The sequence below is a fragment of the Syntrophales bacterium genome, from assembly GCA_030018935.1.
GTDB lineage: Bacteria > Desulfobacterota > Syntrophia > Syntrophales > CG2-30-49-12 > CG2-30-49-12.
In genome coordinates this window covers 1-16,782 of the sequence record JASEGZ010000046.1, presented here as the reverse complement: position 1 = coordinate 16,782, position 16,782 = coordinate 1, and the positions used below count along the sequence as shown (strand labels likewise).

Sequence of the window (16,782 nt, the reverse complement as noted above, 5' to 3'; positions counted from 1 at the left end):
TTCCCCGGACGGGACTTGAACCCGTAAGATAAACAGTTGTTACTGCGTACGGACATCATACTTAATTAAAGGGCGAATAATTAAGTATGATGTCACTGGAATTATCAGAGCATGGGCCGCAGATCCAGAGTAAGATAAAGGATAAGCAGTTAAGGGAAAGAAATGTCTGGGTAGGATAGAAGAAGGGCTGGCAGGCATGGAAATCATCATAAACAGTAACAATTGCTCATTGATGACCGTATCGTGCACACTGAAAGCCTTTTCCTAATTCACACCATACGCAGATGTCCTCCATAGCGCCCGACGCCATCGAAAGCTGTGATTCACACTTCCCGCAGAGATACTCCTCCCCCGGCTTCATGGGGCCATCGCAAGGTGTTATCGTCATGGGGCAAAGGTCAATACATGAGCCGCATTTCTTGCAGAAATCGGGACGGACTCCGAACGGAAAGTCAACACGGCGATCCTTGCCGCGGCCGACAAATCCGATAGCGCGGGCCTGCCACATCTCCTCGCACACACGAACACAACGCCCGCATAACACACAGCCGCTGTTTCTAAACGGGTAACGGACTTCCTTCACTCTGCAACGCACGGCAACATCCTGTATGGCGCGTGAATTGGGCGCCTGGGCTACAAGCAGTTCGGCAATATTCCGCCGGAGCTTCTTGATCCTTTCTGTGTTGCTCAGAATCACCATGCCTTCCTGCACATCCAGCGTACAGGACGTAGTGATCTTCGACCGGCCATTGACGATATTTTCCACGATGCAAAGACGGCATGCGCCAATATCCGAAAGGTTTGGAACATGGCAAAGGTGAGGAATGCATATGCCGTACTCGATTGCAACATCCAGCACGCTTGATCCCTTTGGAGCCCGAATACCGGCGCCGTCAATTTTAAGTGTCACATATTTCTTCATATCATACCTCCCGCTCAGGTGACTATTATCGAATCAAATTTACACCCACTTAAACAGATACCGCATTTCTGGCACTTGCGTGAATTAATGACATGCGCTTCCTTCTTCTTGCCTTTAATAGCGTCATGAGGACATGCGCGCCGACAGGCGCCGCAACCATTGCATTTCTCAGCGTCTATCTCATATTCGATCAGTTCCCGGCACACACCGGCAGGGCAGCGTTTTTCATTGATATGAGCCTCGTATTCCTCGGGGAAATATCTTAATGTGGAGAGCACAGGATTGGGAGCGGTTTTCCCCAGTCCGCAAAGGGATGCGGAGGCAACGGTGTCCGCCAATTCCTTCAGAAGGTCAATCTGCTCCGGCCGGCCGCGACCCTCAGTGATATCGGTTACGATCTCCAGCATGCGGTCGATGCCGAGCCGGCAGGGCACGCATTTTCCACACGACTCATCCTGCAGAAACGCCAGAAAGTATTTTGCCACATCCACCATACAGGTTTTTTCATCCATCACCACAATGCCGCCTGAACCTACCATTGAGCCCGCATCGTAAAGCGCATCGAAATCAACGGGAAGATCAAGCCTATCCAGGGGGAGACATCCACCGGAGGGGCCGCCGGTCTGCACGGCCTTAACGGCCCTGCCGTTAATAGCGCCTCCACCGATATCAAAAACTATGGTGCGTAGCGGAGTACCCATGGCAACCTCGACAAGACCGGTATTCTTTACCCGGCCGGTGAGCGCGAAAATCTTGGTCCCTTTGCTCCCCCTGGTTCCTTTGCCGGCAAACCATGCCGCTCCATTCGATATAATAGGAGAGACATTTGCCCATGTTTCGACGTTATTCAGGGTTGTGGGCTTGTGCCACAAACCATCCGTTACGGTATGCACATCTTTAGGGCGCGGTTCCCCCACTTTGCCCTCCAGCGAAGCCATAAGCGCCGTTGATTCACCACAGACGAAAGCTCCTCCTCCACGGCAGATTTCCATATCAAAGGAAAATCCGCCCCCCAGGATGTCATCGCCTAAAAGGCCGTATTCTCTGGCCTGCTGTATTGCAATCCGCGCATGTTTTACCGCAAGAGGGTATTCATTGCGAACGTAAACGTATCCTTGCCGGGCGCCTATGGCCCAGGCCCCTATCATCATGCCCTCAATAACCAGGTGCGGATTGCCTTCGAGAATACTCCTGTCCATGTAGGCGCCGGGATCCCCTTCATCCGCATTGCAGATGACGTACTTCTCCTCACCGGGTGCGGATCGGCACTCGGCCCACTTTCGGGCTGTCGGGAATCCGCCTCCGCCGCGACCCCTTAAACCGGAAATCTTGACCTCCTCGATGACTTTTTCAGGTGAAAATTCAGCAAGGGTTTTGGCCAGCGCTGAGTACCCGCCGATAGCAATGTAGTCTTCAATAGAACACGGATCCACATGCCTGTTCTGCGCAAGCAACTGACGGTCCTGGGCACGGTAGAAAGGAATTTCCGCTTCAGTTTGTACTTTATTTGATGTAACGGGATCAGTGTATAGCAAACGTTCAATTACCTCACCCTTGAGTATGGTTTCGGCAATGATCTCACCGGCATCTTCCGGCTTCAGACCGCAGTAAAAAATATTGCCCGGTTCGAGAATCATTAATGGCCCCTGCTCGCAGAAGCCGTGACACCCTGTAACGCGTACCCGTACGCTCTTTTCCAGTTTCCGTTTCTTAAGTTCTTTTTTAACTGCGTCAATTACGTCCTGAGAACGGGAGGCATGACATCCTGTACCCCCGCAGATGGTAAGCTTGGATTTAAAGTTTTTAGCGCTTGAGCGAAGTCGTTTGCGCAATTCAGCAAGATCTTTGACGCTTTTTACCCTTGGTTTTACTTTTGGCATCGTCGGTGTCCTCTATTCCTTTTTCATTAACTGAATTTATTAGTGAACGGAGCTTGCTTGGGGTCATGTGTTTATAATACGTTCCGTTGAGTACAACTACGGGGCCCAGGGCACATGCTCCGAGACAGTTCACCTGCTCGAGAGTGAACTGGCCGTCTTCAGTGGTGTCCCCCGGTGAGATGCCGAGTTGACCGAGAACCTGGTTGGACAAAAGATTGGACCCTCGTACGTGGCAAGCAGTGCCCGTGCAGATCGTGATCACGTTTCTACCAAGCGGCTTAAGTGAGAAAGCCTTGTAAAAGTTTGCTACCCTATACACCTCTATTAAAGGAACCCCCAGTTCCCTGGAAACAATCCTCATGTCCTCCTCGGGAATATACCTGTAGCGCTCTTGCACGTCATGCAGCACTTCAATGAGCTGATGCGGCTGGCTCCGGCGACCTTTTAATATGGATTCAAGTGTTAACACAGACATAAAAGCCTCCCATCATAAGAACAGATTTTTCTTTAATCGAACTAAAAAAACCGGTCTTAAATCATCTATTGACATGATAATTTTCATCGGATATATTGCAGGTGTAAATACAATAAGAATGCTTACTTTATGCCTATACAATATAGGCATAAAAACTGATATTTATACCTATCTAATGCCTATGAAATATAGGGAGTAAGCGGTGGCCGGAGCGAAATCTTCTTCAGACCATAACGATCTTTTGGCGTCGCTATATCCTGAAAAAGAACTGAAGTTCCTTTTGCCGATTCCTCAGAAGAGCGAAATCGATCCTGCTAAGATACAAGTCGCTCTACTGGAACGTATTAAAGAACTGAATTGTATGTACGGGATGGCAATCCTCGCCGAACGTTATTCCGATTCCATCGAGGATTTCCTGCGGAATCTTGTTAACATCCTGCCTCCCTCCTGGCAGTATCCCGAGATCACATGTGCGCGAATTATGTTCGATGGAAAGACTTATAAAAGTCGTGGATTCAATTCTTCGAAGTGGCGTCAATCTTCTCGGATTCTAATGTACAACGAGCCTATGGGTGAAGTTGAAGTGTTCTATCTTGAAGAGAGGCCGCCGGAAGATGAAGGGCCTTTTTTGAAGGAAGAGCGCCTGCTGCTGGATGCAATTGCCGAACAGATCGCTAAAACCGCCATGCGGATTTCCGCCGAACAGGAATTGAAGGAACTGAACAAGCAGCTTACCGTAGAGCGCAAGGCGCTCCAGGAAGCAAATGCGGGGCTGAGGGCGGTTATGGCAAAGATTGAAGAAGAAAAGATGAACATCAATAAGAACATACAGGCGAATGTCGAAAAGATCCTGATGCCGATTTTGCACGCACTTTCCCTGGAACTGTCGAAAAGTCAGAAAAAATATGTGGAGATTCTGAGAACTAATTTAGAGGAAATTACCTCTCCCTTTATTAATCAATTGTCTCGCAGATTTTATTCTCTGACGCCAACAGAGATTAAAATCTGTAAATTGATTCGCAATGGAATGCGCACTAAAGAAATTGCGCTGATTCAAGGCGTGTCGGTGGCCACGATCAACCGTCACCGGGAGCATATTCGCCGAAAGCTCGAGATCATCAACAGAGATGTCAATCTCACAACCTATCTGCAATCGAACATGTGGGAGGAAGAAGGAACGAGCGGGAGGGATTTATCCCCGGTTGCTCAAGCCGAATTATAAAACACTGGGAAATACGAGGGATAAGCAGTTAAGGGAAAGAAATGTCTGGGTAGGATAGAAGAAGGACTGATAGGCATGGAAATCATCACCGCTGTCAAGGGATTTAAGGATATTCTGCCCCAGGAAGCAGGGAAGTGGCGGTATATCGAGGAGACGGCCCGTAAAATATTTACCGAATTTGGTTTCAGGGAGATAAGAATTCCGATTCTTGAAAAGACAGAGCTGTTCAAAAGGGGCATTGGAGAGACCACAGATATTGTGGAAAAGGAGATGTACACTTTCCTCGATCGGGGAGGCGAGTATCTGACCCTCCGTCCTGAGGCGACGGCATCTGTTATCAGGGCATACCTGGAACATTCCATCTATGCCGCCGACCCCGTGGCCAAGCTGTTCACCATCGGTCCCATGTTCAGGCGGGAAAGACCACAGAAGGGTAGATACAGACAGTTTCACCAGATCAACGCAGAACTGCTCGGACTCGACGACCCGCGTGCAGACGCCGAGATCATCCTCATGCTGATCCATTTCTTAAAAAGCGCGGGGCTGCCCGATTTGAGTCTGGAGATAAATTCTCTCGGATGCACTGAATGCCGTTCCCCTTTCAAAGAATCGCTTATCGGGTTCTTGCAGGGCAAAGAAGAGGGCCTCTGTGGAGACTGTCGGCGGCGGCTTAATACGAACCCCCTCCGGGTCTTTGACTGTAAAGTGGAGCAGTGCGGTGAGATCATCGCCCAGGCCCCCTGTCTGCTAGATTTCGTATGTCCCGGTTGCGAAGATCACTTTAAACTGGTCAGGGAATCTTTAAAGACATTCGGGCTATCCTTTGATCTCAATACGAGGATGGTCAGGGGTCTCGATTACTACACCAAAACAGCCTTTGAGGTAACCACCGGATTCCTGGGCGCCCAGAATGCCATCGCCGGCGGAGGACGATACGACAGGCTTGTGAAAGATCTCGGCGGGCCGGATATTGCCGGTATCGGATTTGCGATCGGATTGGAACGCCTGATCTCCATGTTGCCTGTGAAAGACGAGGATTTCGTTATTGTCCCCCACCTCTTTATCGCCGCCTTGGGCGGGCAAGCGCAGGAAATGGCCTTTGCCTTATGTAACCGCCTGCGGATGATGGGGGTGCAAACAGAAATGGATTATACGGGAAAGAGTCTCAAAAGCCAGATGAAGCGGGCCGACAGGTTAGGGAGCCGTTATACGCTGATCCTGGGTGATAGGGAGCTTGCCGAAGGAGTGGCCGAATTAAGGGACATGGTAAGGGGAACCCAGGAGACTCTTGGCCTTGATACCCTCGAAGAGGCTATCATTAAAACTTTTAAAGAGAGGTAAACTTTGTCTGAGTTCATCACTGGTAAAAAAAGGACACATTACTGTGGTAAAATCAACATATCCGACACGGGAAAAGAGGTAATCCTCATGGGATGGGTACACCGGAGGAGAGATCACGGGGGAGTCATTTTTATTGACTTAAGGGATCGGGAAGGGATAGTTCAGGTCGTTTTCAATCCTCACATCAGCCCCGATGCCCACAGAGAGGCCCATAGGATCAGAAGTGAATTTGTTCTCGCTGTTGTCGGCAGGGTCCAGCGGAGACCGGAGGGAATGGAAAACCCGGCCATGGAAAGTGGCGAGATCGAGGTTATGGCCCACGAACTGGAAATCATGAATGAAGCGAAGACGCCTCCCTTTGTTCTCGATGCCGCCTCCGCCGACATTTCGGAAAATATCCGTCTGAAGTATCGGTACCTTGATCTGAGACGGCCGGAGATCCAGAAAAACCTGTTTTTCAGGAGTAAGGTTGCGGCTGCAGCCCGCCGGTTTTTTGAAAATAACGGCTTTGTGGAAATTGAAACGCCTTTCTTGACAAAGAGCACACCGGAGGGCGCCCGGGACTATCTCGTCCCGAGCCGGATCAACAAAGGGGCGTTTTATGCCCTTCCCCAGTCGCCTCAACTCTTTAAACAACTACTGATGGCCTCTGGTTTTGACCGGTACTACCAAATCGTCAGGTGTTTCCGGGATGAGGACCTCCGGGCAGACCGCCAGCCGGAATTTACCCAGATTGACATGGAGATGTCCTTTGTTGACGAAAACGACATTATCCAGCTCACGGAAGGGTTGTTATCATATCTATTCAAGACGTGTCTCCACCGGGAATTGGAACTGCCATTCCCGAGGATTTCCCATGGTGATGTCATTAACCGGTACGGGAAGGATAATCCCGATTGCCGTTTCGGCCTCGAATTGAGGGATATTACCGATATCCTGAAAACCACTGATTTTAAGCTGTTTCAGGAGGTTATCGCAAGGGGCGGCATCGTCAAGGCGATAAAAATAGAAGACAACAGGCAACTATCCCGAAAAGATCTGGATGACCTTAAGGATTATGTGGCAGAATATGGGGCAAAGGGACTTGCCTGGGCAAGGCTACGAACCGGCCCGGATGGGTGGACATCCCCCATATTTAAGTTTCTCAAACCCCTCGAGGTACAAAATATCAACGAGAGAACAGAGGCGAAAGAGGGAGACCTGATCGTTTTTGTGGCCGACTCCGAGGGGATTGTCCATGATGCCCTCGGAAATCTGAGGCTTCATCTCGCCAGGAAACTCAACATGATTAACCAGGAACAATTTGCCTTTACCTGGGTGACCGAATTCCCCCTTTTTGCATACAGTGAGACGGAAAAACGATACGTATCAACGCATCATCCCTTTACCTCCCCGGTCAAAGAAGATATCCCTTTTCTCGCCACCGATCCCGGCAGGGTCAGGGCGAGAGCCTACGACCTTGTCCTCAACGGAACTGAGATAGGCGGGGGGAGTATTCGTATCCACGAGCCGGATGTCCAGGCGATGATCTTCGACGCCCTCGGGCTTGCCGAAGAGGATGTGAGACAAAAATTTGGTTTTCTCCTCGATGCCCTCGAATACGGGGCGCCCCCCCATGGTGGCATAGCACTCGGCTTTGACAGATTGATTATGATGATGACCGGTGCAGAATCCATAAGGGATGTCATCGCCTTTCCCAAAACCCAGAAGATGGCGTGTCTCCTTACCGAGGCGCCGTCGGAGGTCAGCATAGAACAACTGATGGAACTCTCCTTAAAGATCGTTCAGTAAGAGACAAGGATTCATGGATTAAAGGCCGATGGTAAGGTCGGTCCTGCAACATGGGCCGGGCTTGGATTTTAAGATACTGGGATACTTCAGGCAGCCGATTTGTATGAGAAAGCTTGTCTTAGGAGTTGTGGACTTCCCCTTGTATTTTTCTGTTTTAGCTGAAAACTGAGGGCTGATAGCTGAACGCTTACCTTAACTTTCGCATTTTTTATGGATGTATGTATAAATGAAAGCAATGTGCTAAACTAACAAGAAATAACCATAAAGATGAACGTTGTTCTGATTGGGTACCGCTGTACCGGAAAATCCTCTGTGGGGGAAAGACTCTCTCAGGTATTACATCTTCCCTTTTACGACACTGATACGCTCATCGAGAAACTCACCGGAAAGACAATTCAGACAATGGTTAGCGAAAATGGGTGGGAGTTTTTCCGTGAAAAGGAGAGGGAAATTATCAAAAGTCTGGCGACCACGGAGGAAAGCGTCATTGCCACCGGTGGCGGGGCGGTTATGGATCAGGAAAACGTGAATATTCTGAAAAAAAATGGTGTGTTGGTCTGGCTTGCCGCTGATGTAGATACAATTATCGAAAGGATGCAGGCGGATGCGGACAGCACAAAACGGAGACCACCTCTTTCCCGTGATGATTTCATTCAGGAGACGATAAATGTACTCGAAGAGCGGATACCGGTGTATCGCCGTTTAGCGGATTTTTCGGTTGATACCGCGGGTGAAGGTATTGACGAAATCGTTGAGCAGATCTGTCGGTTTCTTGAAAGGTGCAGGTAGAGGGAAGGGTAGGGGGCAGTAGATAAAATGGAGGGGTTGAAGTGTCGGGAAGTATCATAGGAGTCCTCTTTAAGGTAGCCACCTGGGGAGAATCACACGGGAAGGCTATCGGCGCTGTGGTGGAGGGGTGTCCCCCAGGCATTGAGCTTTCGGAGGGGGACATACAAAAGGATCTGGATAGGAGAAGGCCGGGACGAATTATGTCCGCCTCGGCCAGGCGAGAGGGAGACCTTGTCGAGATCCTCTCCGGTACCTTTGAGGGGAGGACTACAGGGACCCCCATCTCTCTGATTATTTACAACAGGGATGCTGATAGTGGGGCCTATGAAAGTCTCAAGGATATCTTCAGACCCGGCCAGGGTGATTTTACCTATTTTAAGAAATACGGCATCCGTGACTACAGGGGAGGTGGTCGCGCCTCTGGTCGGGAAACGGCGGCCCGTGTGGCGGCCGGGGCAGTTGCCAGAAAGGTGCTCTTAAGGGAAGGAATTGAGGTCCTGGCCTACACGAAGGCGCTGGGTGGTATTGCGGTCTCCAATTCCTTCTCTGCCGCAGGGATTATTTCCCGGGAGGATGTAGACAAGAACAGGCTGGCCTGTCCCGATCCTGATGCCGGCAAAAAGATGGAGGCAAGATTAGAGGAAGCCAGGCTCAACGGAGATTCTCTGGGTGGTATCGTGGAGATCATCGTCAGAGGGTGCCCCTCGGGCCTGGGAGAACCTGTCTTTGACAAGATAGATGCCGATCTTGCCGGGGCACTGATGAGTATCGGTACGGTGAAGGGTGTGGAAATAGGGGCCGGTTTTGCCGTTGCCGGCATGACCGGTTCGCAGGCTAATGATCCCATGACGCCGGAGGGATTCCTTTCCAATAATGCCGGCGGGATACTGGCGGGGATCACCAACGGTGATGAGATCGTCATCCGGGTGGCCTGTAAGCCGATATCTTCCATCGAAAAGGTTCAGCAGACCATTGATATACACGGGAAGCCGGTGGAGTTGTCGGTCAAGGGAAGACACGATGTCTCGGTGATACCGAGGATCATTCCTGTCTGTGAAGCCATGGTCGGCATTGTCCTGACAGATCATTTATTGAGGCAGAAAGCCATTACAGGATGAATAACATTCAGATAGGCATCATTGGCGGCACAGGGGGGATGGGGAGGTGGTTTGCCGATTTCTTTGTTAGAGAGGGATATACCGTCCATGTCTCTGGGAGAAGCAGAGGGATGGATGTCAGAAAAATGGCGGATACTTGCCAGGTGGTCATCGTGAGTGTCCCGATCGGGGTCACCGGGGAGGTTATTGAAAAGGTCGGACCGTGCATGAAAAAAGAATCCTTATTGATGGACCTTACCTCCCTGAAGGAGGAGCCGGTAAGAGCGATGGTTAAGTTTTCCGTCTCGGAGGTCATCGGGTGTCATCCCCTCTTCGGGCCTCACGTGGATTCCATAGCGGGACACCGTGTGGTCCTCTGTCCGGAGAGGACGGAAAGGTGGCTTGCCTGGCTGAAGGCAATCCTCGAGAAAAATGGCGCTCTTGTTGTGGAGACCACACCGGCCAAACACGATGCGATGATGGCTATTGTTCAGGGGTTCAACCATCTCAACACGATCACCATGGGTGCAGTACTTGGCAAAGCGGGAGTAAGCCTGTCGGAGCTGAACCAGTTTGCCACCCCTGCCTTTCAAACGAAGGTCGGGATCGTGGAAAAGGTCTTTGTTCATAATCCGGGGCTGTATGCCGAGATTGTCACCGAGAATCCAGACATCGGCAGGATCCTCGATTTGTATGAAAAAACACTGTCTGAATTGAGAAGTCTGATCCAGCAAAGGGAGGCCAGGGGGTTGGCGGAGATGATGGAAAAATATGCTGAGTTACTATGGCCACCTGACCTAAGTCGTAAGTCGTAAGTCGTAAGTCATACGTCATACGTCGTAAGTCATAAGTCATAAGTCGAATTTATCAAGGGGTAGAACATGGGCAATGGGCTTTTGGATAGAAAAATCAGAGCGGTAGCGGATATGATTGTGAGCGCCAGGAAGGTGGTGGTGTTCACGGGAGCCGGTGTTAGCACGGAATCCGGTATTCCTGATTTTCGTGGCCCTGACGGGTTATGGACTAAAGTGGACCCCGATGATTTTACCATCGGGAGTTTCTTACGGTCTGCGGAGATACGGAGAAGGCTGTGGAGCCTCCTCCTTGAAGGTGGTCTGTTCGCCGATGCCGAGCCGAATAAAGCGCACTATGCCATCGCTGAGTTGGAAAAGATGGGAAAGTTGAGTTGTGTCATTACGCAGAATGTGGATAACCTCCATCAGAAGGCGGGGAACGATCCCCAAAAGGTATATGAGTTACATGGCAATATGAGGTGGGCGAAGTGTCTCGGTTGCGGCAAACGCTATCCCATTAAAGAAATTAAACAGAAAATAATTTCAAAAATTGATGTTTCTGTGTGTGAATGTTGTCAGGGTATTTTGAAGCCCGATGCGGTTTTCTTTGGTGAGGCCCTGCCTGAAGAGACGTTGATGAATGCAACCACTCACTCCAGCAATTGTGACCTTCTCATTGTTATCGGGTCGTCCCTCGTGGTCTACCCCGCGGCCTATATGCCAATGTACGCTAAGAGGGCCGGGGCTAAACTGGTAATCATCAATAATGCCCCCACACCCTATGACAGTCTCGCTGATATTATCATCGGCGATTCAGCAGGGGAAGTCATGGCAAGAATCATGGAAGAGATAAGGAAAAGTATCAACTAAACCTCGCCTTCCTCTTTTCTAAGAATGCAGCTACTCCTTCCCTGTGATTTTCCGTTTCGGCGAGCTTCGACTGAACTACGGCAGTATAGTCCAGAGTTCCTCTTAAATCCGTATCCAGGCTTCTGTTGATGGCAGTTTTTGCCTTCCCGATCGCCAGCAGAGGTCCATCGGCTAACCTCCTTGCCAGTGCTTTTGCCTCATTCAGTAACCTTTCTTCCGGTACTACCCTGTTAACCAGACCTATCCTTTCGGCTTCAAAGGCATCAATAATATCACCGGTAAAGATAAGCTCCTTTGCCCTGCCCGTACCGATGAGCTTGGGTAAAAGGTAAATCCCTACCATAGCCGGTATCAAACCGATTCTTATAAAGAGTTCCCCGAATTTAGCTTTCTCGGATGCGATCCTGATGTCACATGCAATGGCAAGCTCACATCCCCCCGCTGTAGCATAGCCATTCACGGCCGCGATAACCGGTTTTTCAAGACTCAAGATGCTGGTAACTAACTCCTGAGCACAGAGACATCCCGTTCTTACAAAGGAACTGTCTTCTTGAACCCAGACCAGATCGGCTCCTGAACAAAAAGCATCGCCTGCCCCGGTTATAATAACTGCCCTTACACTACTGTCTTCCTTGAATCCCTCAATAATCTCTTTAAGCCTCTTTATCATTTCCATACTCAGGGCGTTTTTTACCCTGGGGCGATTTAGTGTTACCGTTACAATACTATCTTCCTTTTCCATAATAATATCTTGGTTTATCATTTTCCATCTCCCTGATGGTACAGAACCGGAAAGCCCTGTCCTTGAAGGGCGGAGCTTAACTTTTATGGGACCGCTAAATTTTAAACATGCGTTCCTCCAGCTCTCCGGCGTGTGCCTCGCCTTCCTTCTGGATTATTCTTATCTTTTCCTCAGAATAGCCAAGGAGACCCTTAAGGACTTCTTCGGTATGCTGTCCTAAGGTCGGGGGAGGATCTGGCTCTCCTTCAATACCGCCAGTGAGGTGGATAGGATTGGCGATTGCCCTTATGGCCCCGCATAACGGATGGTTCATGGTAATAACTGTCTTGTTATGAACTACCTGGGGGTCAATTACTGTCCTGTCTAAGGTATTGATCGGGGCAGCAGCTATACCTTCTCTCTGTAGTCGTTCCAGCCATTCTTCCGTATCTGCCTGGGAGAAAGCATCCTCAACGATGTCATCAAATTCCTTCCGGTTGGCAACTCTCTTTTCTGTTGTAGCAAATCTCGGATCGTCGAGAAGCCATTCTTTGTTGATTACAGTGGCTATCCGGGGCCACAGGGCGCCAACCGTCAGGTAACCGTTCCTGGTCCGATATGCCCCGAGAGAGAAGACGGGGTGTTTTGTACCCTGGGGTCCAGGAGGTTTTCCGGTGATGAAATAATTCTGAAAATGGTTCGACATGAGAAACATCGTTGCGTCTAACAGATTAATTTCTACTTTATGTCCCTTGCCGGTATGTTCTCTCTCATAGAGGGCAATTATTACCCCCATGGCGCCGAAAATACCCGCCGAGATATCAGCAACGGGAATCCCCGGTCTCATCGGCGCTCCCCCGGGTTCTCCGCAGAGGCTGATCGAGCCGGCAAATCCCTGGGCAATGTCGTCTACAGAAAGCCGATCCCGATACGGACCGGTGGGACCAAACCCTGTGATAGAACAGCAGATAATTTTAGGGTTGATTTTTTTTAAGTTCTCATAATCAATACCCAGCCTTTCCACTGCTCCCGCCCTGAAGTTGTCGAATACCACATCCGATACCTTAACTAAGTCATAAAAAGCTTCCTTACCTGATGGTGTTCCCAGATCCAGTGTCAAGCTCTTCTTGTTTCGGTTCAGAGCGAGAACATAGTAGCCTTCGCCTTTAAGTTTGGGTGGAACAATCCTGGTCACGTCACCCCTCCCTGGCGCCTCGATCTTAATCACCTCAGCTCCCATGTCTCCCAGAATCTGGGTCCCGAAAGGGCCCGCATGGGCCTGCGATAGATCCAAAACCCTGACTCCATTCAATGGTCCTCTTATCGCCATCTCTCCCTCCTTAAGGTGGTTTGTCCTATTTTAATCCCACGATACAGACACTTATCGTGCACCCCCCCGGTTGTCCACCCAGATTGTGGGTCAGGCCAAGACGGGGGTTTTTGATCTGTCTCTTTTCTGCCCGACCCTGCAGTTGCAGGTACATTTCGTAAAGCATCCTTAAGCCGGAGGCGCCTACAGGATGGCCGAAACATTTCAGCCCGCCGTCCGGCTGCACGGGGAGACCGCCATCGAGGTTAAAGAACCCCGATTCGATGTCTTCCCTGGCCCTCCCGCGGGGAGAAAACTGGAGGTCTTCCATGGTGACCAGTTCAGTGATGGAGAAACAATCATGGACCTCCGCCATACTGATTTCCTCTCTCGGATTCTTGATCCCCGCCTCTTCGTAGGCCCTCTGCCCGGCGATGTAAGTTTCCTTTATTTCCGTGAAATCGTAGCTGGTACTGACACGTCCATAATCTGCGCTGACAGAGATCTGTAGTGCCTTGACATAAACGGGATCGGGTCTGAAATTTTTCGCCAGCTCGGCACGGGTGATTATTGCCGCCGCCGCCCCGTCGCTGACCCCGCAGCAGTCAAAAAGTCCCAACGGCTCAGCAATGATAGGGGCATTTACCACCTGCTCCAGGGTGACTTTGTTTTGAAAATGCGCCTGCGGATTCAGAGAACCATTGGCATGGCTTTTCACCGAAATCGCTCCCAGCGCCCTTTTCCCCTCTTCGTAAGTCAAGCCGTATTTCTCAAAGTAGCGGGTGGCCAACATGGCAAATGCCCCCGGCGCCGTCAGCATGGGCTGGGTGTTGGAGACACCCGGGTAATAGCCTACCCCCAGTCCACTGAAGCCCATATCCTTGATCTTCTCCACCCCCAGGGCTAAAACAATATCGTAGATTCCCGCTGCTACAGCATAACAGGCATTGCGGAAGGTATCCGTCCCTGTTGCACAGGCATTTTCTATCCGTGTCACCGGTATTCCCTGCAATCTCAACGGGGCGGTTAATCCCATTCCTGTTTTTGCCGAAATATCGTAAGATGCCCCTACCCATGCCGCCTGAATGTCTTTGGGTTCTACCCCTGCGTCTTCAAAGGCCTCGTACGCCGCATCTACCACCAGGTCGGAGGCGCTTTTATCCCACAGTTCCCCGAACCTGGTGCATCCCATACCCACAATAGCGACCCTATCCTTTATGCTTCCTGACATTTCTCATCTCCTCTTTTTTAACTCCCTACAGGTCTGGCCTTCCAGTTTCATACGACATACGACTTACGACTTACGACTTATGACTTACGACATACGACATACGACATATGACATACGACTTACGACTTACGACTTATGACTTACGACTTACGACATACGACATATGACTTATGACTTACGACTTACGACTTATGGGGATGGCCTTCCAGTAATAGTTGTGAATCCCCCGTTCATAGAAAAGTTTCCTGAAGGTTAACGCGACCGGCATGCCTACCTTCACCTCCTGGGGGTCCCTGTCGGTCATCTCAAAGGCAGCCCGGCCTCCCCCTTCGAAATCAACGATGGCGACGGTCAGCGGAGGGTCGAGACTGGCAGCCAGGTTGTCTTTAGTATAAGAGTAAATTGTTCCCCTCTTATCATAGAAAGGATAATCGTCAAACTGGTCTTTGGCGCCGCATTCCACACAGATTCTTTGAGGCATGACGTAAGATGAAAGCAGGCCCGCCTGGGTGTACTGCGGTGTCCCGCACTTTTTACATTTTACACCATAGAGGGAAAGGAGAATCTTTGCGTTCCGCCGGAGGTTGGAAATAGAGGTAGGTTGAAGATCGGGACGTTTTGCCTTTTCCATGGCCACGATATTTCTCCACCTGAGATAGGTAGGATAATTATAGATCATCTTCTTATTGTTTAATTGCCGGGCAAAAGTTCCCCTGTTTCTTACCTTTGCAATGCCGTCAGTAACCTTTAAAATGAATACATCCGCCCCGTTTCCGTAGCTGGCGAAGAGGATCCTGTCACCGGCCTTTGCCTCTTCCAGGGCAGCCACCAGCATCATACCGGCCATGGCCGTACCCGTATTCCCGATCTGTTCGAAAAAGGGACTCTGGAGCTGTTCCTTGCCAATGCCCAGCTTCCTGGCCAGCACGGTGTGCCTGCGGATATCCGCCGGTGCGTCATAGACGACCTTGGCAAAACTGTCCATGGTGAGACCTGCCTTATCCAGGGCGCCACGGAGAGCTCTTTCCATAATCTTGGAATAACCCTCATCATGCACCATCCGGTCCTCCCACATGCGGATAAAGGTATCCTCATGGGAGCGCCACATACCGCAAAATTCATCGGTGATGGTGTATCGGCCCTCGATTTCAGCAATCAGGTCTTCTTTCCCGAGGAGAAAGGCCGCACCACCATCCCCCAGGGACTGCTCAAATTCACCCCCCGGGGCGCCGAGCCTGCAATCGGAGGCAGTGACGAGAACGGTTTCGGCGGAACCGGCTTCCACGGCATCCAGGGCCGAGGAGAGACCAATGGTGGCACATCGCAAACTGTTGGCGAAATCCGCCGTCCTGATGCTGTCTCTTAAATCAAGAGCCGCAGCTACCGTTGCCGCGGACAGCTTTTCCCTGTAGGGAAAGGTGGTGGAACAGGTATAAAGCGCATCAACATTTTTTCGCTTTAAACCGGTAAGGCAGTCAATACCGGCGGCTACAGCCATCGTAAGACTGTCCTCATCAAAATTGGCCACACTTCTCTCCCCTTTCATGGGAGAGGGCATGGTCAGCCATGCATTGAATATTTCGGCACGGCTCATTCTGTAATAGGGGATATATACACCGTAGGACTTTATACCAATCATTCATTCTCTCCTCTCATAACTTGAAATAGCGGGTGATAACCGTAATGACTCCCCAGTCAGTATCTTCCCTGATATAGTCAACGACAATAAAAGTAGATAAGACGAAAAATCCTAAAATTCAAATCTTCCAAACATTTTGGTTATTCGAATTTTGGATTTGTTTAGGGTTTAGATATTCGAATTTAGAGTTTGATTTATGTCAACAATACTTACCTACCACGCTATTCATTGTCAAACAAAAAATTACGCAGTCAGCTTGATTGCATGGTTAGGCGATCCGTGGTCCTATTCTCTGAAATAGGGGAAGTGTCCTTCTATTTCAGTCCGGTGCCAATGCCCATGTCTCAGGGACGAAAGACTATCTCCTTTCGGGGAAAAACTGGTTCGAAGAAAAGGGGTTGAATGTCTATGGGTAAGACTATTCTTTCACCTTTGCTGCCAGGCGGGCAACTTGAATAACAAGACCTTTAGAACTACTATCTTTGATTTTTCTGAAATACCCCAGAAGTTTACCTTCCTCAGTGGGCAGATAAGAAGATGGTTCCTCTGCAACCATTGATGGTTTATCGGGTTCAAAGAAATACGATACGGGCAGGGAAAGGGCATCTGCAATTAACTGAATACCTTCCACATTGAGCCTATTTATTCCGTTTTCATACCGCTGTACCTGTTGATATGTAACACCCAGTATCTCGGCCAGG

General features: G+C 50.0%; 15 protein-coding genes. 7 read left to right on the top strand and 8 right to left on the bottom strand.

From position 1 onward, the window contains the following. Nucleotides 1–226 precede the first annotated feature (226 nt). The 3 genes from QMD03_08415 to QMD03_08405 are packed head-to-tail and all read right to left on the bottom strand — an operon-like array spanning nt 227 to nt 3,277. Nucleotides 227–922 (bottom strand): 2Fe-2S iron-sulfur cluster-binding protein, encoded by a 696-nt coding sequence (locus tag QMD03_08415; protein MDI6777239.1) that lies wholly within the window; start codon nt 920–922, stop codon nt 227–229. A gap of 14 nt (nt 923–936) precedes the next feature. Continuing rightward, nucleotides 937–2,802 carry an NADH-ubiquinone oxidoreductase-F iron-sulfur binding region domain-containing protein gene (locus QMD03_08410; protein ID MDI6777238.1) on the bottom strand — a complete coding sequence of 622 codons (1,866 nt, stop codon included), beginning with the start codon at nt 2,800–2,802 and terminating at the stop codon, nt 937–939. Next, nucleotides 2,756–3,277, bottom strand: a complete 522-nt coding sequence (locus QMD03_08405) for an NAD(P)H-dependent oxidoreductase subunit E (protein ID MDI6777237.1) — start codon at nt 3,275–3,277, stop codon at nt 2,756–2,758. The genes QMD03_08410 and QMD03_08405 overlap by 47 nt, the downstream gene beginning before the upstream one ends. 202 nt (nt 3,278–3,479) lie before the next feature. On the opposite strand from QMD03_08405, the gene QMD03_08400 reads away from it, so the two are divergent. The 7 genes from QMD03_08400 (at nt 3,480) to QMD03_08370 (ending at nt 11,181) form a co-directional block, all read left to right on the top strand. Beyond that, a complete protein-coding gene (locus QMD03_08400) occupies nt 3,480–4,499 on the top strand; it encodes a helix-turn-helix transcriptional regulator (protein MDI6777236.1) in 1,020 nt (339 codons plus the stop codon). A 75-nt stretch (nt 4,500–4,574) separates the two neighbouring features. Further along, nucleotides 4,575–5,840, top strand: a complete 1,266-nt coding sequence (hisS, locus tag QMD03_08395; GenBank protein ID MDI6777235.1) for a histidine--tRNA ligase — start codon at nt 4,575–4,577, stop codon at nt 5,838–5,840. A gap of 3 nt (nt 5,841–5,843) precedes the next feature. After that, on the top strand, nt 5,844–7,631 hold the full coding sequence (gene aspS, locus QMD03_08390; GenBank protein MDI6777234.1) for an aspartate--tRNA ligase: 1,788 nt from the start codon (nt 5,844–5,846) through the stop codon (nt 7,629–7,631). A 267-nt stretch (nt 7,632–7,898) separates the two neighbouring features. Further along, complete coding sequence (locus QMD03_08385; GenBank protein ID MDI6777233.1) at nt 7,899–8,420, top strand: shikimate kinase; 522 nt, start codon at nt 7,899–7,901, stop codon at nt 8,418–8,420. Nucleotides 8,421–8,461: 41 nt separating this feature from the next. Beyond that, nucleotides 8,462–9,538: a chorismate synthase gene (aroC, locus tag QMD03_08380; protein ID MDI6777232.1), complete on the top strand. Its 1,077-nt coding sequence runs from the start codon at nt 8,462–8,464 to the stop codon at nt 9,536–9,538. Continuing rightward, nucleotides 9,535–10,332 carry a prephenate dehydrogenase/arogenate dehydrogenase family protein gene (locus QMD03_08375; protein ID MDI6777231.1) on the top strand — a complete coding sequence of 266 codons (798 nt, stop codon included), beginning with the start codon at nt 9,535–9,537 and terminating at the stop codon, nt 10,330–10,332. The genes aroC and QMD03_08375 overlap by 4 nt, the downstream gene beginning before the upstream one ends. A gap of 66 nt (nt 10,333–10,398) precedes the next feature. Further along, complete coding sequence (locus QMD03_08370) at nt 10,399–11,181, top strand: NAD-dependent deacylase (GenBank protein ID MDI6777230.1); 783 nt, start codon at nt 10,399–10,401, stop codon at nt 11,179–11,181. Here QMD03_08370 and QMD03_08365 read toward each other — a convergent pair. The 5 genes from QMD03_08365 to QMD03_08345 form a co-directional block, all read right to left on the bottom strand. After that, entirely contained in the window at nt 11,174–11,944 is a 771-nt protein-coding gene (locus tag QMD03_08365) for an enoyl-CoA hydratase (protein ID MDI6777229.1), read from the bottom strand. The genes QMD03_08370 and QMD03_08365 overlap by 8 nt on opposite strands. A 73-nt stretch (nt 11,945–12,017) precedes the next feature. Further along, nucleotides 12,018–13,232: a CoA transferase gene (locus QMD03_08360; GenBank protein MDI6777228.1), complete on the bottom strand. Its 1,215-nt coding sequence runs from the start codon at nt 13,230–13,232 to the stop codon at nt 12,018–12,020. Between the two features lie 25 nt (nt 13,233–13,257). Next, nucleotides 13,258–14,442 (bottom strand): acetyl-CoA acetyltransferase, encoded by a 1,185-nt coding sequence (locus QMD03_08355; GenBank protein ID MDI6777227.1) that lies wholly within the window; start codon nt 14,440–14,442, stop codon nt 13,258–13,260. 175 nt (nt 14,443–14,617) lie between these two features. Continuing rightward, a complete protein-coding gene (locus QMD03_08350; GenBank protein MDI6777226.1) occupies nt 14,618–16,081 on the bottom strand; it encodes an OB-fold domain-containing protein in 1,464 nt (487 codons plus the stop codon). Nucleotides 16,082–16,499: 418 nt separating this feature from the next. Beyond that, nucleotides 16,500–16,782 (bottom strand): helix-turn-helix transcriptional regulator (locus QMD03_08345; protein ID MDI6777225.1); only part of this gene is annotated, 283 nt, incomplete at its 5' end.